26 protein-coding genes are annotated in these 25,234 nt (G+C 71.2%); 9 read left to right on the forward strand and 17 right to left on the reverse strand.

The annotated features are described in order from the left end of the window. Positions 1–120: 120 nt before the first annotated feature. Positions 121–1,086, reverse strand: coding sequence for a DNA topoisomerase IB (locus tag RWH45_RS05185; protein WP_315993814.1), 966 nt, complete (start codon positions 1,084–1,086; stop codon positions 121–123). Between the two features lie 5 nt (positions 1,087–1,091). Next, positions 1,092–1,361, reverse strand: a complete 270-nt coding sequence (locus tag RWH45_RS05190; RefSeq protein ID WP_315993815.1) for a DUF7218 family protein — start codon at positions 1,359–1,361, stop codon at positions 1,092–1,094. Between the two features lie 237 nt (positions 1,362–1,598). On the opposite strand from RWH45_RS05190, the gene RWH45_RS05195 reads away from it, so the two are divergent. The 3 genes from RWH45_RS05195 to RWH45_RS05205 all read left to right on the forward strand — a co-directional run bounded on the left by RWH45_RS05195 (position 1,599) and on the right by RWH45_RS05205 (position 3,577). Continuing rightward, a complete protein-coding gene (locus RWH45_RS05195; RefSeq protein ID WP_298870623.1) occupies positions 1,599–1,763 on the forward strand; it encodes a hypothetical protein in 165 nt (54 codons plus the stop codon). Positions 1,764–2,126: 363 nt separating this feature from the next. Further along, positions 2,127–2,972, forward strand: coding sequence for a DUF4097 family beta strand repeat-containing protein (locus RWH45_RS05200; protein WP_315993816.1), 846 nt, complete (start codon positions 2,127–2,129; stop codon positions 2,970–2,972). Further along, positions 2,972–3,577, forward strand: coding sequence for a PadR family transcriptional regulator (locus RWH45_RS05205; protein ID WP_315993817.1), 606 nt, complete (start codon positions 2,972–2,974; stop codon positions 3,575–3,577). Before RWH45_RS05200 ends, RWH45_RS05205 begins: the two co-directional genes overlap by 1 nt. A gap of 4 nt (positions 3,578–3,581) precedes the next feature. On the opposite strand, the gene RWH45_RS05210 is transcribed toward RWH45_RS05205, so the two are convergent. Further along, complete coding sequence (locus RWH45_RS05210) at positions 3,582–4,097, reverse strand: universal stress protein (protein ID WP_315993818.1); 516 nt, start codon at positions 4,095–4,097, stop codon at positions 3,582–3,584. A gap of 178 nt (positions 4,098–4,275) precedes the next feature. On the opposite strand from RWH45_RS05210, the gene RWH45_RS05215 reads away from it, so the two are divergent. Further along, complete coding sequence (locus RWH45_RS05215; protein WP_116537293.1) at positions 4,276–4,458, forward strand: DUF3073 family protein; 183 nt, start codon at positions 4,276–4,278, stop codon at positions 4,456–4,458. Positions 4,459–4,608: 150 nt separating this feature from the next. On the opposite strand, the gene RWH45_RS05220 is transcribed toward RWH45_RS05215, so the two are convergent. From RWH45_RS05220 to purM, 3 genes are read right to left on the reverse strand one after another with little or no spacing between them, the layout of a single operon-like run. Beyond that, on the reverse strand, positions 4,609–5,829 hold the full coding sequence (locus RWH45_RS05220) for an MFS transporter (RefSeq protein WP_315993819.1): 1,221 nt from the start codon (positions 5,827–5,829) through the stop codon (positions 4,609–4,611). Further along, a complete protein-coding gene (purF, locus tag RWH45_RS05225) occupies positions 5,826–7,301 on the reverse strand; it encodes an amidophosphoribosyltransferase (protein WP_315993820.1) in 1,476 nt (491 codons plus the stop codon). The genes RWH45_RS05220 and purF overlap by 4 nt, the downstream gene beginning before the upstream one ends. 6 nt (positions 7,302–7,307) lie before the next feature. Next, positions 7,308–8,450, reverse strand: a complete 1,143-nt coding sequence (gene purM, locus RWH45_RS05230; RefSeq protein ID WP_315993821.1) for a phosphoribosylformylglycinamidine cyclo-ligase — start codon at positions 8,448–8,450, stop codon at positions 7,308–7,310. A 92-nt stretch (positions 8,451–8,542) separates the two neighbouring features. Here purM and RWH45_RS05235 point away from each other — a divergent pair, with 92 nt between their 5' ends. Further along, positions 8,543–9,154: a zinc-binding alcohol dehydrogenase gene (locus RWH45_RS05235; protein ID WP_315993822.1), complete on the forward strand. Its 612-nt coding sequence runs from the start codon at positions 8,543–8,545 to the stop codon at positions 9,152–9,154. Positions 9,155–9,157: 3 nt separating this feature from the next. Here RWH45_RS05235 and RWH45_RS05240 read toward each other — a convergent pair whose 3' ends face one another. Together RWH45_RS05240 and RWH45_RS05245 are read right to left on the reverse strand one after the other, a co-directional pair. After that, on the reverse strand, positions 9,158–9,493 hold the full coding sequence (locus RWH45_RS05240; protein ID WP_315993823.1) for a potassium transporter Trk: 336 nt from the start codon (positions 9,491–9,493) through the stop codon (positions 9,158–9,160). Positions 9,494–9,595: 102 nt separating this feature from the next. Further along, the gene (locus tag RWH45_RS05245; protein WP_076673345.1) at positions 9,596–9,952 is read right to left on the reverse strand and encodes a sterol carrier family protein; all 357 of its coding nucleotides are present in this window, start codon (positions 9,950–9,952) and stop codon (positions 9,596–9,598) included. Positions 9,953–10,208: 256 nt separating this feature from the next. Between RWH45_RS05245 and purD the strand changes: the two genes are divergently transcribed. Further along, positions 10,209–11,480: a phosphoribosylamine--glycine ligase gene (purD, locus tag RWH45_RS05250; RefSeq protein WP_315993824.1), complete on the forward strand. Its 1,272-nt coding sequence runs from the start codon at positions 10,209–10,211 to the stop codon at positions 11,478–11,480. A gap of 125 nt (positions 11,481–11,605) precedes the next feature. On the opposite strand, the gene RWH45_RS05255 is transcribed toward purD, so the two are convergent. The 6 genes from RWH45_RS05255 to RWH45_RS05280 form a co-directional block, all read right to left on the reverse strand. Continuing rightward, positions 11,606–12,538: a sugar kinase gene (locus RWH45_RS05255; protein WP_315993825.1), complete on the reverse strand. Its 933-nt coding sequence runs from the start codon at positions 12,536–12,538 to the stop codon at positions 11,606–11,608. Next, positions 12,535–13,158: a bifunctional 4-hydroxy-2-oxoglutarate aldolase/2-dehydro-3-deoxy-phosphogluconate aldolase gene (locus RWH45_RS05260; RefSeq protein ID WP_315993826.1), complete on the reverse strand. Its 624-nt coding sequence runs from the start codon at positions 13,156–13,158 to the stop codon at positions 12,535–12,537. The genes RWH45_RS05255 and RWH45_RS05260 overlap by 4 nt, the downstream gene beginning before the upstream one ends. Continuing rightward, positions 13,148–14,374 carry a D-mannonate dehydratase ManD gene (manD, locus tag RWH45_RS05265; protein ID WP_315993827.1) on the reverse strand — a complete coding sequence of 409 codons (1,227 nt, stop codon included), beginning with the start codon at positions 14,372–14,374 and terminating at the stop codon, positions 13,148–13,150. Before manD ends, RWH45_RS05260 begins: the two co-directional genes overlap by 11 nt. 88 nt (positions 14,375–14,462) lie before the next feature. Beyond that, positions 14,463–15,863 carry an MFS transporter gene (locus RWH45_RS05270; protein ID WP_315993828.1) on the reverse strand — a complete coding sequence of 467 codons (1,401 nt, stop codon included), beginning with the start codon at positions 15,861–15,863 and terminating at the stop codon, positions 14,463–14,465. 44 nt (positions 15,864–15,907) lie between these two features. Continuing rightward, complete coding sequence (locus RWH45_RS05275) at positions 15,908–16,912, reverse strand: L-idonate 5-dehydrogenase (protein ID WP_315993829.1); 1,005 nt, start codon at positions 16,910–16,912, stop codon at positions 15,908–15,910. A 75-nt stretch (positions 16,913–16,987) separates the two neighbouring features. Continuing rightward, positions 16,988–18,511: a mannitol dehydrogenase family protein gene (locus RWH45_RS05280; protein WP_315993830.1), complete on the reverse strand. Its 1,524-nt coding sequence runs from the start codon at positions 18,509–18,511 to the stop codon at positions 16,988–16,990. Positions 18,512–18,599: 88 nt separating this feature from the next. Here RWH45_RS05280 and RWH45_RS05285 point away from each other — a divergent pair, with 88 nt between their 5' ends. The 3 genes from RWH45_RS05285 to RWH45_RS05295 all read left to right on the forward strand — a co-directional run bounded on the left by RWH45_RS05285 (position 18,600) and on the right by RWH45_RS05295 (position 20,728). Then, positions 18,600–19,562: a LacI family DNA-binding transcriptional regulator gene (locus tag RWH45_RS05285; RefSeq protein WP_315993831.1), complete on the forward strand. Its 963-nt coding sequence runs from the start codon at positions 18,600–18,602 to the stop codon at positions 19,560–19,562. An 84-nt stretch (positions 19,563–19,646) separates the two neighbouring features. Next, positions 19,647–20,237: a class I SAM-dependent methyltransferase gene (locus tag RWH45_RS05290; RefSeq protein ID WP_315993832.1), complete on the forward strand. Its 591-nt coding sequence runs from the start codon at positions 19,647–19,649 to the stop codon at positions 20,235–20,237. Between the two features lie 8 nt (positions 20,238–20,245). Beyond that, positions 20,246–20,728 carry a GNAT family N-acetyltransferase gene (locus RWH45_RS05295; protein WP_315993833.1) on the forward strand — a complete coding sequence of 161 codons (483 nt, stop codon included), beginning with the start codon at positions 20,246–20,248 and terminating at the stop codon, positions 20,726–20,728. A 189-nt stretch (positions 20,729–20,917) separates the two neighbouring features. On the opposite strand, the gene RWH45_RS05300 is transcribed toward RWH45_RS05295, so the two are convergent. The 3 genes from RWH45_RS05300 to RWH45_RS05310 form a co-directional block, all read right to left on the reverse strand. Beyond that, positions 20,918–22,495 carry a DHA2 family efflux MFS transporter permease subunit gene (locus tag RWH45_RS05300; protein WP_315993834.1) on the reverse strand — a complete coding sequence of 526 codons (1,578 nt, stop codon included), beginning with the start codon at positions 22,493–22,495 and terminating at the stop codon, positions 20,918–20,920. Then, positions 22,492–23,112 carry a PadR family transcriptional regulator gene (locus RWH45_RS05305; protein WP_315993835.1) on the reverse strand — a complete coding sequence of 207 codons (621 nt, stop codon included), beginning with the start codon at positions 23,110–23,112 and terminating at the stop codon, positions 22,492–22,494. The genes RWH45_RS05300 and RWH45_RS05305 overlap by 4 nt, the downstream gene beginning before the upstream one ends. 254 nt (positions 23,113–23,366) lie before the next feature. Then, positions 23,367–25,133, reverse strand: coding sequence for a BCCT family transporter (locus RWH45_RS05310; RefSeq protein WP_315993836.1), 1,767 nt, complete (start codon positions 25,131–25,133; stop codon positions 23,367–23,369). Positions 25,134–25,234 lie beyond the last annotated feature (101 nt).

A 25,234-nucleotide genomic window follows, 5' to 3' on the forward strand; every position in this document is an offset into this window, starting at 1 on the left:
GCCTTCGCTCACGTCCGGCCCGCTCACCGTCGTCGAGCGCCCACGGTACCCGGCCGATCCTCCGCGGCGTCCGGGTGTCCCGGAGACGCTCGACGACCGGTGCGGGCACGCGTGCCGTCGTCACTCCCCGAGGATCAGGCGTCTGATCGCGGCATCCTTCGATCCGCCCAACTCCATCGTGCGGCCCTTGCGGTACAGCGAGAAGACGCGCGGATCGATGTAGCTCGACCGCGCCACGGCGGGGGTGTTGCCGAGCGCCTCCGCCGTCGCGCGGACAGCGGCGACCTCGGCCTTCTTGCGTTCGTTCTTGCCGCCGACGGCTCCCACCTTCGCGAGCGATTCGGCGGCCATGATCGTGCCGCGGAGCGTGCGGAAGTCCTTCGCGCTGAAGGGTCCTCCGGTGAGGGAGCGCACGTACGCGTTGACGTCGCCCGGCGTGAGGGGAACGCGTCGCCGTCCGCGCTTGTAGCTCAGCAGCGCCGCTCGCGGTCGCCCCAGCGCGAGTTCTCCGATGAGGGATGCCAGTTCGGCGTCGTGCACGCGCAGATCGGCGCGCTTGCCGCTCTTCGCCGGGAACGACAGCCGGACGAGATCACCCTCGACCGTGGCATCCCTGCGCTGGAGGGTGGTGAGCCCTCGGCTGCCGTTCGTGACGAAGTAGCGCGCGTTGCCGACGCGGGGCGCGACCAGGTCGAGCAGGCGGAACGACACCGCCAGCACGCGTTCCCGATCGATGTCGCTGCGCCGCAGCGACTGCGTCACGCGAGCGCGAGCGCGCGGGAGGGCTTCGGCGAGTTGCAGGGCACGGGAGAACTTGCCCTTGTCCTGACGCTTCGACCAGTCGGCGTGATACGTGTACTGGCGCCGCCCGGCCTCGTCGGTGCCGACCGCCTGGATGTGGGCGTTGGGCTCTCGCGCGATCCACACCTCGCGCCACGCGGGCGGGATGACGAGACCGCGCGCGCGCTCGGCGTCGCGGTCGGGAACGGCCGCCCCGGTGTGATCGACGAAGCGGAACCCCGACCCCGAGCGCACCCGGCGATACCCCGGATCCTCGTAGGGCCGGACGCGGATCAGTCGCGCCATTCGCGTCAGTGCGAGCGGAGCATGTCGATCAGCTCCGCCTTCTTCTTGCCGGAGTAGCCGGTGATGCCGAGTTCCTTCGCGCGCTTCTTCAGCTCGTCGACGGTGCGGTCCTCGTAGTTCTCGGCGTGGCCGCCCTTTTCACCGATGCTGTCGCGTCCCTGCGCGGCGGCGGCGTTCGAGATGCGGGCCGCCTTCTCCTTCGAGTCGCCCTGCGCGCGCAACTCCTCGTACAGTTCGGGGTCCTTCAGGCTGTTGGATCCTCGCCCCTGGGGCATGGCCGTCTCCTTCCGTCGAGGATCCGACGCTACGGGCGCGCCCGTCGCGGCGTCCGCGGGGTTGACAACCACGCGGCTACCAGCCGGTTTCGCGCAGCGTCAACCCCACCGACAGCGCCCCTCACCGGTGGCACGGTGGATACCGATCATCCGGTGCGTGCGGCGTTCGCGCGGAGCGCAGCGGATGGACCTACTCGCCAGGTCCCGCGCCATCGCGCGGGGAAGAAGGAGCCCCCCATGAACATCTTCCTCATCATCATCATCGTCGCCGCGATCGTCATCGCCATCTTCAGCGGACTGGGCCAGGCGGCCAACTTCCTGCTGTGGATCGCCATCATCGTCGGCCTCATCGCCCTCATCGTGCTGCTGTTCCGTCTCATCAGCGGACGCAAGCCCGTCTGACCTCATCGAGGAGCGACGCGTTTCGGGTGCGCGTCGTCCTCGACTCCCGGCGGGTCTTCCCGCCCCGGATGCCACGTCCTCACCGAGGGCGTGGCATCCGTCGTTTCCGGGGGTCCCGGTCCCTTCGACAGGCTCAGGGAACTCCGGAGCGGCGCGGAGCGAATGGCGAGGCCCAGTGCCACGCCCACACAGAGGTGGCTGAGCCCGTCGAAGCCACCGGACGTCACCATCTGCACCGAGAGGTGGCTGAGCGCGTCGAAACCACCGGACGCCGCCACCGCCCACGCGGCGGGGGTTGACTCGAACGCGATATATCGCGATACTCGACTCAACGCGATATATCGCGAGTGAGGAGACCAGACCATGGAGAAATGGATTGTCCATCCGGGCGAGACGCGCGTCATCGACGTCGCGGCCCTGCGCGAACTGAAGATCGGCCTCGTCGGCGGGCAGGTCGACGTGATCGCCCATGACGAGCCCGACGCCCGCATCGAGGTGCACGGCGTCACCGTCAAAGACCTCCGCATCGAGATGGTCGACGGCCGTCTCGAGATCGACCACCCCCAGCTGCGGTGGGACAACTTCCTCGAGGTCTTCCGTAATTTCGGTGCCGGCGGCCCCAAGGCCGAGATCAGCGTCGCCGTGCCGCGCACCGTCGCCCTCACGCTCGGCGTCGTCAGCGCGAGCGCCCTGGTCGCGGGCCTGCGCAGCGACGTGCGCCTGAACACCGTCTCGGGCGACATCATCGTCGACGGCATCGAGGGCGACGTCGACCTGAACGCCGTCTCCGGTGACCTGCAGGTGCGCGAGCTCGACGGCGCGCTCAGCGCCAACAGCGTCTCGGGCGACGTCGCCGCCACCGGCCGCATCACGAAGGCCTCGATCGACACCGTCTCGGGGGCGATGCTCGTCGACTCCAGCGGTCACACCCAGTCCATCTCGCTCAACTCCGTCAGCGGCACCGCGACCATCCGGCTCGATCGGTCGCTCCCGGCGAACTACGTCTCGCGCTCGGTGAGCGGCCGCGTGCAGATCGACGGCATCGTGCGCTCGGGCAAGGGCCCCACCACCTATTCGGGATCGACCGGCACCCTCGCGGGGAGCTTCGTCGACGTCCGGGCCAACACCGTCTCAGGCGAGATCACGGTGCTACGCCGCGGCATCTCGGGCCTGCGCCCCGAGGAGCTCGCCGGAGAGGAGGAGTGGTGATGAGCCCCGTCTTCTCCCACGGCGATCTGCGCCTGTACATCCTCAGCCTGCTCGACGAGGCCCCCCGCCACGGTTACGACCTCATGCAGGCCCTGTCCGAGCGCACGGGCGGCACCTACTCCCCCTCCGCCGGCACGATCTACCCGCGCCTGTCGAAGCTCGAGGAAGAGGGGCTGGTGACCAAGACCGTCGACGGCCGCAAGACCGTCTACGAGATCACCGATGCCGGACGCGCCGAGGTCGCCGAGCGCTCCGGCGACCTGGAGGGCATCCAGGCCGGACTCGCCGACAGCGTCCGGCTCATCGCCGACGAGGTGCGCGGAAGCGTCCGCGACGCGATGCGCAGCCTGCGCGCCGACCTCGCCGCCGCCTCCCGCGAGGAACGCGAACAGGCGCAGACGACTCCCGCCGACGACGCCCGCTCGCGCAGCCGTGAGCAGCTGTCGCGCGCCGACGCGGCGATCACGGAGTTCCGCGGACGCGTGCGCTCGGAGCTCCGCGCGCACGTCGCCCGGGGCGGCGAGCTCTCGGCATCCGGGGTCGACGGGATCGAAGAGGCGCTGCAACGGGCGTCGGACGCCGTCGCGCACGCCCTGCGGAGCTAGGGCGTCACTCCCACGGCAGCTGATCGTCGGCGCCGGCCGGCTCGCCCACGGGGACGACGAGCACCGGTCGGCGCTGACGATGCGTGAGCCGAGCCGCGACGGATCCGGTGAGGAACTCCCGCAGCGACTCGCCCAGCCCGCGCTTGCGCGTGCCGACGACGAGGAGAGAGGCCTCGAGCTGGTCCGCGAGATGGATCAGCGCGAGCGCGGGGTCACCGATCTCCTGCTGCACGCTCCAGCTCACGTCGTCGCCGGCCAGGGCCTCGGTGGCCGCGCGGCGCACCTCCTCGAGCGCCGCCTTCGACGCCGCACCCGCCACATCGACCGTGGAGGAGTGCACGTAGCCGTCGGGGTCTTCGAACGCGACGAACCGGGTCGTGTCGACGTGCACGACCACGAGGGGCGCTCCCGCGAGCGCCGCGTAGCGGGCCGCCTCCCGCACGACCCGCGGCGACTGCCCGGGAACCACTCCGGCGATCACCGCTCCCGCGGCGCCGTGCGAACGGGACTGTTCGGTCATGCCTGCTCCTCTCGCCACACCGGCGCCGAGCCGCCCGCCATCCGCGCCCTCTCGGGCCGGACGGCTGGGCCGGAATGCGCCGTGATATCCTGGCTGTTACTCTTACCGGCTCGGTCCGGAACCGCAATACGCAGGGCCCGCAATGCGGCCCTCGACGTCGATCGTGAGGGGGTCTCGCATGGGGCGTGGCCGTCAGAAGGCGAAGAACACCAAGATCGCCCGTGAGCTGAAGTACGACACCTACTCGGTGAACTACTCGGCGCTCGAGCGCGAGCTCGGCGCACCCGCGGCGGGTGAAGACGCGTACGTCGACAAGTGGGCCGACCAGTACTCCGACGAATACGAAGACGAGAAGGCCTGACGCCTTCCGCTCGTTTCGTTCACGCGCCGACGCCTCAGCGTCGGGTGAGCGACAACGCGATTCGCCGACCCTCGACGCTGAACGGCGGTGACGACATCGTCACCGCCGTTCGCACGTGCACCTCTCGATGACCACGCCCGGTGGCGTCCGTCACCAGGTGCGCCCGGTGCGGCGCTCCCACGCGTCCTCGATGCTCTCGCGCCGCGCGACGACGATGCCCGCCGGCACGGCGCACGCGACCGCCAGCCCGAGCAGCACGAGGGCCGCGGTCCACCCGCCGGTGATCTCGTGGGTCAGGCCGATCGCGAGCGGCATCAGCGCCGCCAGGCCGTAGCCGACGCTCTGCACGAGACCGCTCAGGGCGACCGCCGTCTCGTGCGCACGCGTGCGCAGCCCGAAGAGCACGAGCACCATCGGGAAAAGCAGGGGCGGGATGCCGATCAGCACCACCCACAGCACGGTCGCCGCCGTCGGGGCGAGAAGCAGGCCGCCCGCCCCGAGCAGACCCGAGATCACGGCCGCCGCGTAGAACGGCGTCGTCCGACCGATGCGCTGAACGAGCAGGGGAACGACGAGCGACACCGGCAACCCCATGAAGGCGAACAGCGCCAGCAGACCGCCGGCCGTGGCGGCATCCACCCCCGCCACATCGATCAGCAGGGGCGGGAGCCAGGCGAACAGGCCGTAGGCGATCGAGGAGTTCACCGCGAACGTGACGACGAGCGCCCACGTCTGCGGCACGCGCACCACGCGCGACAGCACCGAGGTGCGGGGCTCTTCCACCATGTCGGCGCGGGAGGCCCGCGCCCGCAGGCTCATCGCGATCCAGGGCACCACGGCCGCGAGCGCCACGACGGCCCAGACGGCGAACGATCCGCGCCACCCGACAGCGTCGGCCAGCGGGACCGCGACCAGCGGTGGCGTGAAGGTCGCGACCGCCATCGTGGTCGTGTACACGGTGGTCATCAGGCCGATGCGCTCGGGGAAGTACTTCTTCACGACCGCGGGGATCAGCACGTTGGCCACGCCGACCGCCGCGAACACCCCCGCCGTGGCGGCGAGGAGCGTCCACGCGTCGACCACGGCCGCCCGGAGGCCGAGCATGACCGCCGCGACGACGGCGGCGATGAGCACGCTGCGCTCGAGACCGAGGCGGCGCTCGATGGCGGGCGCGACCATGCCGGCGAGCGCGAACGCCACGGGAGGGGCCATGCCGATGAGACCGACCACCGCGGCCGGGAGCGCGAAGTCGCGGCCGATGATCAGCAGCAGTGGCGACAACGACGCGACGGCGATGCGCAGCGTCAACGCGAGCAGCACGATGGCCGAAGCGACCAGTGCGAGCGTTCCCGCCGCTCTCGCCGGGGTCAAGACTCCTGACTGCCCTCGACCCAGGCGAGGTACTCCTCCGACACGGTGCCCGTGACGTAGCGCCCGTCGAAGCAGCTCATGTCGAGGTCGACCAGGTCGGTGCCCTCCATGATGGCGGCCTTCAGGTCCTCGACCTCCTGGTACACCAGGTAGTCGCAGCCGAGCTCCTCGGCGATCTCCGGGATCGTGCGCCCGTGCGCGACGAGCTCGTGACGCGAGGGCATGTTGATGCCGTAGACGTGGGGGTAGCGCACGGGAGGTGCGGCCGAGGCGAACGTGACGCTCTTGGCCCCGGCATCCCGAGCCATCTGGATGATCTCGCGGCTGGTGGTACCGCGCACGATCGAGTCGTCGACGAGGAGGACGTTCTTGCCCTGGAACTCCGTCGACATCGCGTTGAGCTTCTGGCGCACGCTCTTCTTGCGCACCGCCTGCCCGGGCATGATGAACGTGCGGCCGACGTAGCGGTTCTTGTAGAAGCCCTCGCGGTACTCGATGCCGAGCTTTCGGGCCACCTGCATCGCCGCCGGACGTGCCGAATCGGGGATGGGCATGACCACATCGATGGCGCCCGCGGGAGTGTACTTGGCGACCGTGTCGGCGAGCCGCTCCCCCATGCGCAGGCGGGTCTCGTACACCGAGACGCCGTTCATGACCGAGTCGGGGCGCGCGAGGTAGACGTACTCGAACGAGCACGGCGCGAGCATCGTCTTCTCGGCGCACTGCTGGGCGTGCAGGGTGCCGTCGAGGGTGATGAAGACGGCCTCACCCGGCTCGACGTCGCGGACGACCTCGAAGCCGCCGTTCTCGAGCACGAGGGACTCGGATGCCACGATCCATTCGTCGCGCGGCTCACCGCCGGGCACCTGCGCCGCGGGGCGCTTGCCGAGGATGAGCGGACGGATGCCGAACGGGTCGCGGAACGCGAGCAGCCCGTAGCCGGCGATGAGCGCGATCGAGGCGTAGGAGCCCTCGACGCGCTCGTGCACGCGACCGACCGCGCGGAAGACCTGCGCGGGGTCGAGGTCGGGTCCGGTGATCTCGGACTGCAGCTCGGAGCCGAGGATGTTGACGAGCAGCTCCGTGTCGCTGCTGGTGTTGAGGTGACGACGGTCCTTGTGGAAGAGCTCGGTCGTCAGCTCGCGCGTGTTCGTCAGGTTGCCGTTGTGCACGAGCACGATGCCGTAGGGGGCGTTGACGTAGAAGGGCTGCGCCTCTTCTTCGTTGGATGCCGTGCCCTTGGTCGCGTAGCGCACGTGCCCGAGGCCGATGTCGCCGAGGAGGGCGCGCATGTCGCGCGTGCGGAACGCTTCGCGCACCTGGCCGCGGGCCTTGTGGATGTGGAACACGCCGCTGGACTCGGCCGTGGCCATGCCCGTGGAGTCCTGTCCCCGGTGCTGGAGGAGGAGGAGCGCGTCGTAGATCTCCTGGTTGACCGGGCCCTGCCCGGCCATGCCGACGATGCCGCACATGGGGTGTTACTTCGCTCCGTTCGCCGGGTGACCGGCATCCGCGTAGGTTCCGACGAGACGGACGGCGCCGCCGTCGACGCCCTTCGCGCCCTGTTCGTAGTCGCCCTCGGGGCGCTGGTCGTCGCGGACGACTCCGACCTGCCAGGTGGCGATGCCGTCGGCCGTGAGCGCCGCGGTCGCGGCATCGGCGATCTCGGGCGCCACGACGGCGAGGAAGCCGATGCCGAGGTTCCAGGTGCCCTCGGTCGCGGTGAGGTCGAGTCCGCCGATGTCGGCGAGCACGCGGAACACGGGCGACGGGCTCCACGTCGAACGATCCACGTCGACCCACGTGTTCTGCGGCAGCACGCGCGCGAGGTTCGCGGCGATGCCGCCGCCGGTGACGTGGCTGAGCGAGTGGATGCCGGAGCCGACCGCCGCGTCGTCGAGCAGACGCAGCAGCGGCGAGGTGTACAGGCGCGTGGGCTCGAGGAGCGCTTCGCCCCAGGTCGCGCCGAGTTCCGCCGAAGCCGAGCCGTAGGCGATGCCGGCGCCCGTGATGATGTGACGCACGAGCGAGTAGCCGTTGGAGTGCAGGCCGCTCGATGCGAGGGCCAGCACGACGTCGCCGCTCTTGACGCGGTCGGCGCCGAGGACGCGGTCGGCCTCGACCACGCCGGTCGCGGCTCCCGCGACGTCGTAGTCGTCGACGCCGAGCAGACCGGGGTGCTCCGCGGTCTCGCCGCCGACGAGCGCGGTGCCCGTCATGGCGCAGCCGCGCGCGATGCCCGCGACGATGTCGGCGATGCGCTGCGGCACGACCTTGCCGCACGCGATGTAGTCGGTCATGAACAGCGGACGCGCACCGACCACGACGATGTCGTCGACGACCATGCCGACGAGGTCTTCGCCGATCGTGTCGTGCTTGTCGATCGCCTGCGCGATCGCGACCTTGGTACCGACGCCGTCGGTGCTGGTCGCGAGCAGCGGCTTGGCGTAGTCGCGCAGCGCGGAGGCGTCGAAGAGACCGGCGAAGCCGCCCACGCCCCCGAGCACCTCGGGGCCGTGCGTGCGACGCACAGCGGACTTCATCAGTTCGACGGCGAGATCTCCGGCGGCGGTATCGACGCCTGCGGCGGAGTACGGGTTTTCGTGGGGAGCGGAGGCCACCGCAACAGACTACCCGGGGTGACACGCGCGGGTGTTCCGGGCTCGACGCAAGGCCCGCCCCACCCGCCGCCGCGCCTCCCTACAATGGCGCCATGACGGGCGGCCAGCCGGAATGGGTGATCCGCGAAGACGCGGCTCAGCCGGTGCTCGTCGCGCTCTATCTGCGACAGGCGCTCGGCATCCGCTCTCCGGAGGAGCTGCCCGCACTCCGGCGCGTTCCCTCGCCGATGATCGACGAGCGGACGGATGCCGCCCAGCAGCAGCTCGAGCGCGAGTGGCGGAGCTATTGGGCGCTGACGGTGGAACCGCAGGCGCACCCCTCACCGGTGCCGCTCGAACTGGTCGATGGTTTCGACACCCTCGTCGCCCTGCCGGTGGAGGGCGCCGATGTGCTGCGCAGGGCCATCGCCCGGCACGCGGACGACGCCGTCGACTTCGCCCGACTCGCCCATGATCGCTACGCACGGGAATCCGCGGCTCGCCCCGGGGTGTCGTATCGCGCGTACGCGAGCGCGATCGCGGCGCACGAGCGCGTCGTCGGCCGCCGGGCGCACTCGTTCGAGCTGAACGTGCAGGTGCTGCCGCTGGCTCAGCGGGGCGTGTGGTGGATCGGTTCGCTCACCGTCGCGGTGACCGACGGTCTGCGCAGCGACGTGGTCGCGTTCGACACCGCGATCCACCCGATCATCGCCGAACTGGCGTGAGGGTCAGACCTCGAACTGCTCGTGGTCGACGATCACCTGGCGGGTGCGTGCGCCGAGGGTGCGCTCGAAGACGAGAGCGACGATCGCGGCGACCGCCACTCCCGCCACGACGCAGATGAGCGCCGTGAAGCCGAAGACCTGCATCTCGGAGTACACGACCTGCGTGTAGGGGCTCACGTCGCTGCCGTCGATGGCGACCGTGAGGATGAGGGCGACGAGGATGCCGAGGAAGGCACCCGCGGCCAAGAAGACGCCGTACTTGGGGGCGCGGCGCACCGTGACGGTCTCGATGTCGTCGCGGACGTACACCGGTCGTTCGGGAGCGGGTTGGTCGGACATAGGCACATTCTCCCACCGCTGCGCCGCGAGCGGGTCGGGTTCTTCGGCGTCGAGGCACCGGCGGCGGGCCGGACGGAGAGGGCAGGGATGGAGGCCGAGGGCCTACGGCCGCAGGGGAAGCAGCGCGCTCAGGTCGGCGCGCACCCCGGATGCCACGATGCGGCCGGCGGTGACGGCATCCGTCCAGTGCTCCTCGCCGGTGGCGACGGCGATCCAGGTCGCGGCATCGGTCTCGACGACGTTGGGCGGAGTGCCGCGGGTGTGGCGCGGGCCCTCGATCACCTGCACGGCGCCGAAGGGCGGTACGCGCATCTCGACGGAGTTGCCCGGCGCCTTCTCCGCCAGCAGCTGCAGCAGGTAGCGCACCGCGGTGGCGGTCGCCGGGCGGGGAGCGTCTCCGGCGGCCACGGCGGCGAGCGCGGCGCGTCCGTCTCCGGTCTCGATACGGCGGGGAGGCATGGCATCCACGCTACTCGGGGGCGACGGGGGCGGGCCATGGGCGACGCCACGGGCGGAGCGGCGGGACGACCCAAGGGGGCGGGCAGGGGCGCTGCGATCGGGGCGCGGCGGTTCCTGTGCGGCTCCCCGCATGACGTCGGCGATCTGCGCGAACTCAGCTCCCCCGCGCCCTTGCCGACCGAGGTCCGCGCATCACGCAGTCTGCGCCCGCGAACCCTCGCCGGAGCCGACGCCCGCCGCTCGGTAGGCTGGCCGCGTGAGAATCCTGGTCCTCGGTTCGGGCGCGCGCGAGCACGCCATCATCCTCGCCCTGCGCTCCGAAGAGGCTTCGCACGCGATCTTCGCCGCGCCGGGCAACGCCGGCATCGCGCGCGAGGCGCACTTGGTCGGCCTCGACCCCCTCGACCCCACCGCGGTGCTGACCTTCGCGAAGGACGAGGCCATCGACCTCGTCGTCGTCGGACCCGAGGCCCCGCTCGTCGCGGGCGTGGCGGATCCGCTGCGCGCACACGGCATCCCGGTCTTCGGTCCGGGCAGGGCCGCAGCGCAGCTCGAGGGATCCAAGACCTACGCCAAGCGCATCATGGATGCCGCGGGCGTGCCCACCGGACGCTCGGCGCGCGCGCACGACCTCGCCTCCGTCGAGGCCGCCCTTGACGCGTACGGGGCGCCTTACGTGGTCAAGGCCGACGGCCTCGCCGCGGGCAAGGGCGTGATCGTGACGAGTGACCGCGCCGCCGCGATCGCCCACGCCGAGACGTACCTGCCCACCGGTGCCGTGCTCATCGAGGAGTTCCTCTCCGGGCCCGAGGTCTCGCTCTTCTTCCTCAGCGACGGCGATCACGTCGCCCCCCTCAGCCCCGCGCAGGACTTCAAGCGCCTGCGCGACGGCGATGAGGGCCCGAACACCGGCGGCATGGGCGCGTATTCGCCGCTGCCCTGGTTGTCGGACCGCTTCGGCGACGAGGACTCCTTCGTCGACCACGTCACGCGCGTGATCGCCGAGCCCGTGATCCGGCAGATGGATGCCGAGGGCACCCCGTTCATCGGGCTCCTCTACGCCGGACTCATCCTCACCGAGCAGGGCGTCAAGGTCATCGAGTTCAACGCCCGCTTCGGCGACCCCGAGACGCAGGTCGTGCTGCCGCGCCTTGTCGACCCGCTGTCGCGCCTGCTGCTGGCCGCGGCATCCGGCACGCTCAAGGACGAGCCCCGCCCGGCGTTCGCCGAGGCCACCGCCGTCACCGTCGTGCTCGCGAGCGAGGGCTACCCCGAAGCGCCGATCACCGGCCGCGTGCTGACCGGGATCGACGAGGCCGAGGAAGTCGACGGCGTGCACGTCGCGCACGCGGCCACGGCCGACCGCGACGGCGAACTGATCGCGACGGGCGGACGCGTGCTCTCCGTCGTCGCGACCGGCACGACCTTCTCCGAGGCGCGCGAGGCCGCCTACGCGGGGCTCGAGCGCATCGGCCTGGAGGGCGGGCAGTTCCGCACCGACATCGCGGCGAGGGTCGCTCAGGACTGACAGCGGGCGAGGAGGCCACGCCTCCGCCGCCTCGATCGCATCCCGACACGACCGCATCCCCGGCGCCCCGCACCCGCCGCGCACCGATCGGCCGCGGACCGCTCAGTGCGGCGCGACTGTCACGCTCAGCGCCGCACCGGATCCCCACCGCCGACGAGGAAGCGCTCGAGGTCGCGCCGCGTCGGGGCCGCCTCCCAGTCGCCGGGCACGAGACAGGCCATCGCCCCGCAGGCATTGCCCCGGACGAGGGCGTCCGCGCCCGACCGCTCCTCGAGCCAGGCGCTGAGATAGCCGGCCACGAAGGCGTCTCCCGCGCCGACGGTGTCGAGCGGCTCGATCAGGAAGCCCGGAGCCTCGGTCACGCCGTCGGGAGTGAAGACGGCGGCCCCCTCGGGGCCGCGCTTGACGACCACCTGTGCGACCCCTTCCGCGAGGAGCGAGGCGGTGGCATCCGGCCCCAGCAGCTCGAGCTCCTCGACGCCGCCGAAGACGAGGGTCGCGTGCTCCGCGATCTCGCGCAGCAGCGGCCCCGCAATCTCGGGGGCGGCGAGCGCCGAACGGTAGTTGATGTCGAAGCTCACCGGCACGCCCGCGTCGCGGGCCCGCTCGACGACCGCGAGAACGGTGGCGCGGGCGGTGTCGGACAGCAACGGCGTGATGCCCGTCACGTGCAGCAGCGCCGCCTCTTCGACCCACCCGTCGGGCACATCGGCGGCACTCACGCGGGACCCCGCCGAGCCGCGGCGGTAGTAGTGCACGGCGGTGGATGCCGCGGACGGACGCTCCTTGATCATCAGGCCCGTGGGCGCTCCGGCATCGATGAGAGCGTGGACGTCGACGCCCTCCCCGCGCAGCTCGCGCGCGATCCGCTCGCCCAGGGGGTCGTCACCGACCCGACCGAGCCACGACGCATCGACGCCGAGGCGCCGCAGCCCGACCGCGACGTTGCTCTCGGCCCCACCGATGCCGAGCACGAGCCCCGACGCGTGCCGGAGCGAGCCGATCTCGGTCGTGCGGGCGAGCGCCATGGTCTCGCCGAGGGTGACGACGCGCGTCACGACGCGCACACCTCCACGAACCGCCTCGCCCGGTCGCGGAGCGCGCCGAGGTCGCCGCCTCGGAACGCATCGCCGAGGAGCGGGCCGCCGACGCTGACGGCCACGGCGCCCGCGGCGAGCCACGCGGCCGCGGAGTCGGCATCCACTCCCCCGGAGGGGACGACGGCGATGTCGGGGAACGGTCCGCGCAGGTCCTTCAGGTACCCCGGGCCGACCTGTCCGGCCGGGAAGACCTTCACCGCCGAGGCGCCCGCCGACCACGAGGCGAACAGCTCGGTGGGAGTGAGACCACCCGGGACGATCGGCATGCCGGCGGCGACCGCGCGCTCGACGAGGGCGGTCGAGGTGATGGGGGTGACGACGTAGTCGGCGCCGACGGCGATCGCGCGCTCGAGCTGATCGAGGTTCGTGACCGTGCCGATGCCGAGGTCGCCGTCGAACGACGAGCGCAGGTCGGCGAAGGCGTCGAAGGTGCCCGGCGTCGTGAGCGTCAGCTCGACGCTCTGCACGCCCGCCTCGGCGAGAGCGGCGAGCACCGGCACGTAATCCGACGCGGCGGACGCCCGGGCGACGACGACGAGCTTCGAGGCGACGGTGCGGGAGGGGAGCTCACCAGTCATGGACGGTCCCGTCGAGGAGGCGGTTCACGGGCAGGTACGCCTTCGTGTACTCGAACGCGCCGGCGGCCTCTTCGTCGAGCTCGACGCCAAGACCGGGCTGGTCGCCGGGGTGCAGGAAGCCCTTGTCGAAGGTGAACGAGGTCTGGAACACCTCGAGCGTCTGCTCGTTGTGCGGCATGTACTCCTGGATGCCGAAGTTGTGGATCGCCAGATCCAGGTGCAGGGCAGCGGCCATTCCGACGGGCGAGATGTCGGTGGGGCCGTGGATGCCGGAGCGGATGCCGTAGATCGCGGCGAAGTCGAGGAGCTTCTTCATCGCGGTGATGCCGCCGGTGTGGGTCACGGCCGAGCGCACGTAGTCGATCAGGCGCTCGGTGATCAGCGTCTGGTAGTCGTACACGGTGTTGAAGACCTCGCCGATCGCGAGCGGGGTCGTCGAGTGCTGACGGATGAGGCGCAGCGCCGTTTGGTCCTCGCCGGGGGTGGCGTCCTCGAGCCAGAAGAGGTCGTAGGGCTCGACGTCCTTCGCGAAGCGGGCGGCCTCGATCGGCGACATGCGGTGGTGACCGTCGTGGAGGAGGCGCAGGTCGGTGCCGAACTCCTCGCGGATCTTTGCGAACACCCCGGGCATGTGGTTGAGGTACTGGCGGGTGTCCCAGGTCTCCTCGGCGGGGCGGTCGCCGGAGCGCTTAGCCGGCTCGTAGTCGTAGCGCACGCCCGGGCCCGCGGCCGAGACGCCGTAGATCTGGCCAAGGCCGGGGACGCCCGTCTGCACACGCACGGCGGTGAAGCCGAGTTCGCGGTAGCCGGTGATCGCGTTCGAAAGCGCGGCGAAGTCGGTGCCCGAGGCGTGGGCGTAGACGCGCACGCCGTCGCGGCTCGCGCCTCCGAGCAGCTGGTAGAGCGGCATCCCGGCCTTCTTGGCCTTGATGTCCCACAGCGCCATGTCGACCGCGGCGATCGCGGCCATGGTCACGGGTCCGCGGCGCCAGTACGCGCCGCGGTAGAGGTACTGCCAGGTGTCCTCGATGCGGTCCTCGTCGCGGCCGATGAGCATCGAGGCGAGGTGGTCGGAGAGGTACGACGCCACCGACAGCTCGCGGCCGTTGAGGGTGGCATCCCCCCATCCGACGACGCCGTCGCTGGTGGTGACCTTCAGGGTGACGAAGTTGCGGCCGGGGCTGGTGACGATGACGTCGACGGATTCGATGCTCATGCGGGGTCTTTCTCGAGGAGGGAAGAGGGATGCCGGGCGGGCTCGCCGTCACGAGCCCGCCCGGGGTGCGGGGCGTCGCGCCCCGCGGTCACATCGCGGCGCGCGGGTCGGTCAGGTCGCGACCGGTCCACTCGGGGGCGACGATCGCGGCGACCAGGGCCGAGGCGGTGAAGACCCCCATGAGCACCATGATCGGGACGATGCTGCCCGTGGCGGCGGCCACCCACGCGGCGGCGACGACGGGGCCGATACCGGTGGCGATGATGGCGGCGATCTCGCGGACGACGGCGGTGAGGGTGTAGCGGTTGCGGGCGCCGAAGATCTCGGGGATCGAGATGTTCTCCATGGACGCCAGACCCAGCACCGAGATGTTGTGGATCAGCGCGTAGCCGACGAAGATCGCACCCACTTCGCGCGAGTTGATCAGCAGCAGGGTCGGGACGATCAGCAGCAGCGACAGCGCCGACATGACGATGTACATGCGGCGGCGGCCGAACCTGTCGCCGAGGAAGCCGACCACGGGGATGGTGACGAAGCCGATCAGCGACGAGACGATGACGATCTCGGGGCCGACCTCCTTCGAGATGGCGAGGGTGATCGTGATGAACGAGATCAGGTAGGTCTGCACGATGCCGGAGTTGCCGGCCTGGCCGAAGCGGAGGAAGAACGACACGAGCACGGCCTTGAGGGGCTTCTTCTGCAGCGACTCGAGCGTGCGGATGTCGTTGGTCTCGGTGGCGACCTTCTGCAGCTCGGCGCGCGAGAGCGCCTTGCCGTCGACGACATCGGTGCGCTCCTCGAAGACCGGGCTCTCCTTGAGGTTGAAGCGCACCCACAGGGCGAAGAGCATGATGATCGCGCTGCCGATGAAGGGGATGCGCCACCCCCACGCGATGACGTCGCTCTCCATCATCACGGCGAGCAGGATCGCCCAGATGCCCGAGGCGAACAGCGTGCCGCAGTTCGTGCCCAGGGCGACCAGCGAGGCCACGACGCCGCGACGGTTGTCGGGGGCGTATTCGGCGAGCATGACGCCCGCCCCCGAGATCTCGGCGCCCGCGCCGAAGCCCTGGGCCAGGCGGAGGATGACGAGGAGGATCGGGGCGAGGATGCCGACCTGCTCGTACGTGGGTAGCACGCCGATCAGCGTCGTCGCGGCCCCCATGAGCAGGATCGTGTAGAACAGCACCTGCTTGCGACCAATCTTGTCGCCGATGCGGGCGAAGAAGAACGCGCCGACCGGGCGGGCCACGTAGCCCACGCCGTAGGTGGCCATCGCCAGCACGACCGCCATCGCGGCGTCGCCCCCGGCGAAGAAGATCTGGCTGAAGACCAGGGCGGCGGCCAGCGAGTAGAGCTGGAAGTCCATGAACTCCAGCGCGGTGCCGAGCCAGCCCGAGACGGCCGCGCGGGCGAGGTCGCCCACGGACCGCTTGGCGACGGGCGTCGACGACGACGCGTCGACGCCGGGGGCGGAAGAGCTGCTCATCGGATTACTCCTTCGTAGTGATGATGATCGTTCGGTGAAGCGGGTCAGAGGGAGAGGAGGACCTTGGCGGAGGCCGAGGAGTCGCGCGCCGTGGCGAACGCGGCCACCGCGTCGGTCGCGGGGAGGACGTGCGAGACGACCGCGTCGAGCGCATCGGTGGAGGCCAGCAGGGCGATCGCGTCGTCGATCTCGGTCGAGAAGCGGAACGCGCCGCGCAGAGTGACCTCCTTCGCGAGCATCGGGGCGAGGTTCACCCCGATCTCGGCGTCGGGGAGCATGCCGACCTGCACGACGGTGCCGGCGCGGCGGGTCGCGCGAACGGCCTGCGTGAGGGCGACGCCGACTCCCGAGCACTCGAAGACGACGTCGAACGACTCGGGGGCGATCGCGTCGGTGCCCACGAGGAAGGTCTCGGTCGCGCCGAGAGCGCGCGCCCGATCCAGAGGCTCGGGCCGGACATCGCCGGCGCCCACGATCGCGGCGCCCGCGTTCACGGCCGCGGCGACGACGAGCAGGCCGATGGGCCCGGCGCCGATGACGAGAGCGCGCTTACCGGTCAGATCTCCCGCGAGGCCCACGGCGTGGATGGCGACGGCGAGGGGCTCGGCGAGCGCGGCGCGCTCGAGGGACAGCCCCGGGGGGAGGACGCGGATCATGTGCTCCTCGACGAGGAGCATCTCGGCGGCCCCGCCCTGGCGGTGCGGGAACCCCGCGGCGCTGCCGAGGTAGTCGCCGCCCGCGCGCAGGTGCGGGCGGTCCTCGAGACCGGCGACGGAGGGGCCGAAGCGGGCCGGGTGGACCGTGACCGGGGTGCCCGGCGCGAGACGGCCGGAGGGGTCGAGGTCGACCTCGGCGGAGAGCTCGTGGCCCGGGGTGAGGGGCTCGCGCACGGCGTACTCGCCGTTCTTGCCGTGGAAGTAGTAGTGCAGGTCCGACCCGCAGATGCCGACGTAGCGCACCCGCAGGCGCACTTCGCCCTCGCCCGGCTCGGGCGTCGGGCGGTCTTCCCAGCGGATGTCTTCCGCGCCGTGGATCGCGAGGAGCTTCATCGCGTCTCTTTCCTGTCGTCTCGCGCTTCGGGAGCGCCGGGGTGGTGGGGCGCTCGGGGAGCACCGGGGGTGGGGTCAGGTCGCGGGGTGCGCCAGGCTGCCGGCCGCCGCGAGGCTGTCGGCGATCGCGCTCTCGACGCCGCGCCGCACGATGGTGTCGACGAGGTCGCCGACCCGGTCGACGAAGGCCGTCCGATGGGCGACGTCGTCGCCGAACAGCCGCAGGTCGACGATGGCGCGGTGCGCGAGGTCGCGCCCGTCGCGCGTCGGGACCGCGGTGAGCCGTTCGCGCGCGGGGTCGGTCATCGCCTCGGCGTGCGGGCCGGGGTCGAAGCCGGCCGGCGGGGCGACGCAGGCGAGGTAGGCGGCGACCGTGAGCGCGATGAGGTGCGGGAACTCCCCGCGGTCGAGGGCGTGGGCGATCGGCCCCGGGATGCGCTGCCCGAGCTTCACCGATCCGTCGGACCCCACCTGACTCGTGCGGTGCCCCAGCGCGCTGTTCCCCCACCGGGCGAACAGGTCGCGCTCGTACTGCTCGATGTCCACCCCGGCCGGAGCGGTGACCGAGGGCTCGTATTCGCCGCGCAGGACCGCCGCGGCGGCGGCTTCGATGTCGGCCAGGGCGATGGCATCCGGGATCGTCGGAACCCCCCGCAGAGCGCCGAGGTAGGCGATGAGCGAGTGCGTGCCGTTGAGCAGGCGCACCTTGAGCTGCTCGTACGCGCCGACCTCGTCGGTGAACACGGCGCCTCCGGCCTCCCAAGCGGGTCGACCGCCGGCGAAGCGGTCCTCGATGGCCCACATGGTGAAAGGCTCGGCCGGGACGGGGACCTCGTCGCGCACACCGAGCAGTCCGGCGACCCGGTCGGTCAGCTCGGCGGTGGTCGAGGGGACGATGCGGTCGACCATGCTCGAGGGGAACGTCACGGCACGGTCGAGGTAGGTCAGGACGTCGCTGCCCTCGGCATCCGGGAGCTCCTGGAGGAACTCGCGGACGAGCTTCTCTGTGTGCGAGCCGTTCGAGAGCAGGTTGTCGCAGCTCAGGATCGAGAGGGGCGCCCCGCCGGCGGATGCCCGCGCCTGCAGGCCTCGGGCGAGCTGGGCGACGGTGGACATGGGTGCGCCGCCGCGGAGGTCGGCCTGCACGCGCGGATCGGTCACGTCGAGGTGCTGCGTCGAGGGCGAGAAGCTGTAGCCGTTCTCGGTCACCGTCAGCGTCACGATCCGGATGCGGGGGTCGGAGAGGTCGGCGACCACTCGGGCCGGATCGGCGGCGGCGACGTACGAATCGGTGTGGACGCCGGGGATGTCGAGTGTCGTCGCCTCGGGCGAGACCGTGGCGACGGCGTAGAGGTGGTCCTGGGCGTGCAGCGCGTCGACGACCCGGCGCGAGCGGGAGGCCACGCCGACGATGCCCCAGTCCCCGCCCTCGGCGCGGAGGGCCGCAGCGGTGTAGACCGCCTGGTGGGCCCGGTGGAAGCTGCCGAGACCGAGATGCAGGATGCCGGCGGCTCTCGGGGCGGGAGAAGAGGCGACGGACGTCCGCGCGCCGCGGTGCAGGCTCGCGGTCGGTCCAAAGGGATCGTCGATGATCGGCATACAAGCAGTGTGCGTTGTTTGTACAAACTTGTCAACCGTTTTCATGGAACCATGCACGATGATGGGAGGACTGCACGAAGGAGCACGGATGGCGGCGAATCTCACCGAGGTGGCGCGGCATGCGGGCGTCTCGATCGCCACGGCCTCCCGCGCCTTCGGCGAACCCGACCGCCTCGCCCCCGCGACGCTCGAGCGGGTGCGCGTCGCCGCCGCCGAGCTGGGCTACGCGGCCCCCCAGGCTCCGATGGGGACGCGCACGATCGCGGTCGTGGTCCCGGATGCCGCGAACCCGGTCTACGCGACCCTCCTGAAGGCCATCCAGGGCCAGGCGTGGCACGGGCGCCATCGCATCGTGCTCTACGACGCCGACGAAGATCTGCGCCGCGAGCGGGAGTCCATCGAGCTCGCGATGAAGGCCGACGGCCTCGTGCTGTGCTCCCCGCGCCTGCCCGAGGAGGAGGTGCTCTCACTGATCGGCGAGACGCCCCATGTCGTGATCAACCGACTGATCCCCGGCGCCTCCTGCGTAATCATGGACGCCGACCGCGGCCCGAGCCAGGCCGTCGAGCACCTCGCCGCCCTCGGACACGCACACATCGCCTACGCCTCGGGCCCCCACGGCTCCTGGGCCGACGACCAGCGCGCGAACACCGTCGCGCGCGCCTGCGAGCGCTTCGGCATCCGCCTCACCCGCTTGAGCAATCACGCCGCGTCGATCCAGGGTGGGCGAGCGAACGCCGCCGCGGCCATCGCGAGCGGAGCCACCGCCGTGATCGCCTACAACGACCTCGTCGCGCTCGGCCTGGAGGCCGGCATGGGCGAGCTCGGCCGGGTATGCCCCGACGACGTGAGCATCGTCGGGATCGACGACATCGATCTCGCCGGTGCCGTCACCCCCAGCCTCACCACCGTCCGCATGCCGATCGGCCGGTCCGGCGCCCTCGCCGTCGACCTGCTGCTGCAGTCGATGAGCGGCACCACCCCCGACGCTGCGGCGGTCCTGCCCTCGGAGCTGATCGTCCGCGGGTCGACCGCGCCGCCGCCCGCCTGACGGCGAGGCGTTCCGACGGGGTAACAGGCCTCCCGCGTGCTCGGTGGCCGACCCGACCCCCGCCCTGCACCGTACCCTCGACGGATGAGCGCGATCGCGTACGAGGCCCGAGCCGACGAATACATCACCGCGCTCGGATCGATGGATGCCGTGCACCCGGTCGACCGCGCGATCGTCGACGCGTGGGCCGGGGGGCTCTCGGGCCCGGTCCTCGATGCGGGCTGCGGCCCCGGCCACTGGACGCGACACCTGGCCGACCGCGGCGTGGATGTGCGTGGGGTCGACCTCGCGCCGCGATTCGTGGAGCACGCACGGTCGGCGCATCCCGGTGTCCGATTCGATGTCGGTTCGATCGACGGACTCGACGCGGCGGACGGCGCCTTCGGCGGCATCCTGTCGTGGTTCTCGACCATCCACCACGAGCCCGAGGAGATCTCGACGCCGTTGCGGGAGTTCGCGCGCGTGACCCGCCCGGGTGGTGGTCTGCTCGTCGGCTTCTTCGTCGGGACGTCGCTGGAGCCCTTCGACCACGCCGTCACGCGCGCCTGGCGGTGGCCGGCCGGCGAGCTGGCTCGTCGAGTGGATGCCGCCGGCTTCGACGTGATCGAGACGCACACGCGTGAGGCACGGGGCGAGCGCGCGGTCGGAGCGCTGCGCTGCGAGCGGCGCGCGTGAGGTCGCCGATGGTGATCGCGCGGGCGGTCCCGGCCGACGCGGGCGCGATCGCCCAATTCCAGACTTCGGCGTGGGAGCAGACCTATCGGGGTGTCGTGCCCGACCGGTTCCTGGGCGGAATGGATGCCGCCGCCTCCGCCGCGCGGTGGTCCGAGCGCCTCGCATCAGGCGGCCGTCGAGCCTTCACGGCCTCGCTCGGGGAACGGCTCGTCGCCGTAGCGAGCACGACGCGCTCCGACCCGCAGCTCTCGCTGCCGGAGCTCGAGCTGAACACCCTCTATCTCTTACCCGAGGTGCAGGGCACGGGGCTCGCCGACCGGATGCTCGACGCGGCGATCGGCGACGAGGCTGCACACCTTCTGGTCTTCCGGGCCAATAGCAGAGCGCACGGGTTTTACCGGCGACACGGGTTCGCCCCGGTCGGCGAGATTCTCATCGACCCCGGCACGGGCCTTGCCGAGCAGCGGTGGGTGCGCGAAAGACGGCGCTGACGGCGCCCGGAGCAGGACCCGGGACGGCGGAAGAAGCGCACCCGGCATCCCTGCTCCGCTCGCTCCGCGTCCTCCACTCGACACGGTTCTCGCTCGACACGCGCCAGCCGGACGCGATTCGACGTCGCCGCGCCGACGAACGACGAACGCCGCCACCCGCACGGGGTGACGGCGTCCGACATCCGGGTCCTACTCCCCCGCGGAGGCGGGTGCGGCCTGCGCCGTCTGCTGCGCGGAGCCCGCGTCGCGCGGAGCACCGTGCGGGCGGATCATTGCGGGACGGCGCATGAACAGCACCGCGACGAGGCCGACGGCGATCACGCCGATCGGCAGCAGGAGCGACTGACCCATCGCCTGCGAGAATCCGCCGACCACCTGCTCCGGGAGCGGTCCCGATCCGAAGCTGGCTCCGGCATCCGCTGCCCCCGGCAGGTTGGCCTCGAGGCGGGCCTGCATGAAGGCGGCGATGGATGCCGACCCGATGACCGAGCCGACGGTGCGAGTGGTGTTGTAGATGCCGGCACCCGCACCCGCCTGCCGCGGCGGCAGGTTGCGCGTCGCGGTGGTCGCCAGCGGGCCCCACATCCCGGCGTTGCCGATGCCCATGAACGCCGCGGGGATGAGGAAGGCCCAGATCGGGGCGTCGTTCATGATGAGCGCCGTGTACAGTCCCAGCGATCCGCCGACCAGCAGCAGACCGGGCACGAGCAGGAAGCGCGGGTCGGTGCGATCGAGCAGCTTGCCGGCGAAGGGGGCCAGCACGCCCGAGAGGATCGCGAGCGGCACCAGCAGCAGCGCCGATTCGGTGGGCGTGAGACCCCGGGCCAGCTGCAGGTAGAACATCTGCGGCAGCGCCATGCTCGTCACCGTGAAACCGACGGCGGCGATGGCCAGGTTGGCGATCGAGAAGTTGCGGTCCCGGAACAGGTCGAGCGGCACGAGGGGCTCGCCCGTGCTGCGCGCCTGGGTCCAGATGAACACCGCCATGACGGCGACGCCGGCGATGACCATGCCCCAGATCCAGGCCGCCCACGCGTAGTGCTCGCCCTCCTGCAGCCCGAACACGATGAGGAAGAGCCCGACGGCACTCAGGACGACACCGAGGATGTCGAACTTGTGCGCGGTGCGCGGGAGCTGCGGGACCAGGATCACGGCGGCGATGAAGCCGATGACGCCGACGGGGATGTTGATGAAGAAGATCCACTCCCAGCCGAGGCCGTCGACCAGCAGGCCCCCTGCGAGGGGACCGACGAGCGTCGCCACACCGGCGGTGGCTCCCCACAGACCCATGGCCGCACCGCGATTCTGGGGCGGGAAGGTGCGGGTGATGACCGCCATCGTCTGCGGCGTCATGAGGGCGGCGCCCAGGCCCTGCACGGCGCGGGCGACGATCAGCACCTCGAGAGTGGGGGCGAGACCGCACGCGAGCGAGGCCAGGGTGAAGATCGCGAGGCCCGCGAGGTAGATGTTCTTGGGGCCGAAGCGGTCGCCGAGGCGGCCGGTGATCAGCAGCGGCACCGCGTACGTGAGCAGGTAGGCGCTGGTGACCCACACGACGTTGTCGAGGTTGTTGGTGTCCGGATCGAGGGCCGCCTTGATGGCCGGGTTGGCCACCGAGACGATCGTGGTATCGACCAGGATCATGAAGAAGCCGATGACCAGGGCCCACAGGGCGGGCCAGGGGCTGCGGGCAGGGGTGCCGTGCGACCCGGTGCGGGTCGATCCGGTGGAAGAGGTTGCCGCGGATGCGGCGCGGGAATCGGTCATGGGGTGGTCTCCTTCGAGACGCGTTCTTTCGTGAAGTGTTCCGGGATCTCGTCGGGGCCCCAGGCGAGGGAGCCGTCGGCGAGGCGCGCGCGCAGGGCGTCCTGCCACGCGAGTTCGGCGTCGAGGAGCGCGGCCTGCCGCTGGACCTCGACCATGAACTGGTCGGGGACGCCGCGATGGGCCGCCCCGTCCAGGCCCGTGCGGTGCTCGTGCGCCGAGGCGACGAGCAGGGCACGGCGTCGATCGAGCAGGGCGACCACTTCGTCGCGCTCGAGATTGTGCGCCTCGGAGAGCGCGACGCGGAAGTCGGTCGAGCGCTCGATCTGCGGCAGTTCGGTGCGCACCCACTCCTCGACCGCGCGGCGACCGGCGTCGAGCAGAGTGTAGGTGGTGCGTTCGGGACGGTTCCCCTCGCGGTCGACGCCCGCTTCGGCGAGCAGACCGTCGCGCTGGAGCCGGGCGACCGTGTGGTAGATCGTGCCCTTCTGAAGGGGCACGAGCCGGTCGTCCTTTCGCTCGCGCAACAGGCGCACGAGTTCGTAGGTGTGCATGTCCGCCTCGCGGAGGGTGGCGAGGATCATGACCGCGACGGGCGTGAGGCGAGTGCTTTCCGGCATCCGTCTTCTCCTCCGCTCGTGTGGTCCGTCTCGACTAGTCCACATGGACTATACGCCTCACGCGCCCGCCGCGCGAGTCCGCGCGAGTGAACGTCGAGTGTCCAGAACACGCCGACCCCGCACGCGCGGTGCGGCGTGTCGGGGACAGTCAACGCCCGGCGGTTGCCGTGGCCGGTGGGCTTGCGCACCGCCCACTCACGACGAAGACGCCGCGCCGGCGGACCGGGGCGGCGTCTTCGCGTCGAACAGTGGACTCAGCCTGACGAGGACGAACCGGACACCGTCTCGTGGGCATCCTTGTCGGCGACGGGCGCGCCGGCGGCGCCCTCGCCCGGCGCCGCGGCGGACCGGCGGTGGCGCCAGCGGGCCGGCAGGCCGAAGATGCCCCGCTGGTTGGGCTCCTCGACCTCGAGGCCGTAGTGCTGCCCGATCGCGTCGCGCAACTGCGCACGCTCGGCCCTGTCGTACGCCTTCATCTCGCGGCGGAAGGCGACCACCGTCGCCCAGCAGATCGCGAGGAGCACGACGCTGAAGGGCAGCGCGATGCTGATCGCCGCCGTCTGCAGCGCCTGGAGTCCACCCGCGATGAGGAGGGCGAAGGCGATCACGGCGGTGGCGAGGGCGAAGAACACGCGCACCCAGTTCTTGGGCTCCTCCTCGCCGCCGGTCGCGATCATGCTCATCACCAGTGCGCCCGAGTCCGCCGAGGTCACGAAGAACACGGCGATGAGGATGAGGAAGCCGATGATCAGCACAGCCGAACCCGGGACTCCCTCGAGCATCTGGAACAGCGCCGTCGACACGTCGACCGAGCCGTCCGCACCGGTGTAGGAGGCCGTGCCGGTCAGCTCGCCGTAGATCGCGGTCCCGCCGAGCACGGTGAACCACAGGATGCCGACGAGCGTGGGCACGAGGATCACACCGACCACGAACTCGCGCACCGTTCGGCCGCGCGAGATGCGCGCGATGAAGATGCCCACGAAGGGGGCCCACGAGATCCACCAGCCCCAGTAGAACGCCGTCCACGCGCCCTGCCAGGCCACGCCGTCGTCGCCCGCGTAGGCGCTGACGGTGAACGACAGGCCGACGAAGCTCTGGATGTAGTTGCCGATGGACTGCACGACGTCGCGGAGCAGGAACTCGGTGGGGCCGACCAAGAGGAGGAAGAGCATCAGGACCCCGGCGAGCACGAGGTTGATGTTCGAGAGCCACTTCATGCCCTTACCGACGCCGGACAGCAGCGAGAACAGGACGAAGCCGGTGATGATGCCGATGATCACGGCCTGGCTGATGATGCTGGGCGGTACGACCCCGAGGAAGTCGAGACCCGCACTGATCTGGATGACGCCGAGACCGAGGGAGGTCGCCACGCCGAAGAGCGTGCCGACGAGGGCGGCGACGTCGACCGCGTTGCCCCAGCCGCCCTGCACGAGGCGCGCGCCGAGGATCGGTTCGAGCGCCCACCGGATGGTGCGGGGACGCTTGCGACGGTGGAAGGCGTAGGCGAGCGCGAGGCCCAGCACGACGTAGATCGACCACGCGTGCACGCCCCAGTGCAGGAAGGTCTGCGACATGGCCTGTTGCGCGAGCTCCGCGGGGGTGCCCGTGACGCCGGGGCGGGGCGAGACGAAGTGGCTGAGCGGCTCGCTCACGCCGTAGAAGACGAGGCCGATCCCCATGCCGGCGGCGAAGAGGAGCGCGAACCACGACATCGTCGAGAACTCGGGCTCGTCGTCATCCTGCCCGAGCTTGATGTTGCCGAAGCGGCTGAACCCCATCGCCAGGGCGAAGACGACGAAGAACGCCGCGATCAGCACGTAGTACCAGTTGAAGGTCGAGACGATGGTCGTCTGCACCGTGTCGAACGTGGCCTCGGCCGCGGCGGGGAAGAACAGCGCGAAGGCGATGAACGCGAGCGCGATGGCGGCGGCGGGCCAGAACACCCAGCCGCGGATCGTCTTGTGCCGGCTGCCCGCGTGAGGATCGATGGCTACCGCGGGTCCGGAGGTGTCATCGGTCATTCCTCCGAGGGTAGTCAGCCGCCCCTCCTCGCCCGGGGGGCAGGCGCCGCGAGCGGCGTTGTGCGAGAATCCGCGCGGGTGCGCCGCGTGGACGCGACGCG

The sequence above is a fragment of the Microbacterium galbum genome (genome assembly GCF_032464915.1).
Lineage (GTDB): Bacteria > Actinomycetota > Actinomycetes > Actinomycetales > Microbacteriaceae > Microbacterium > Microbacterium galbum.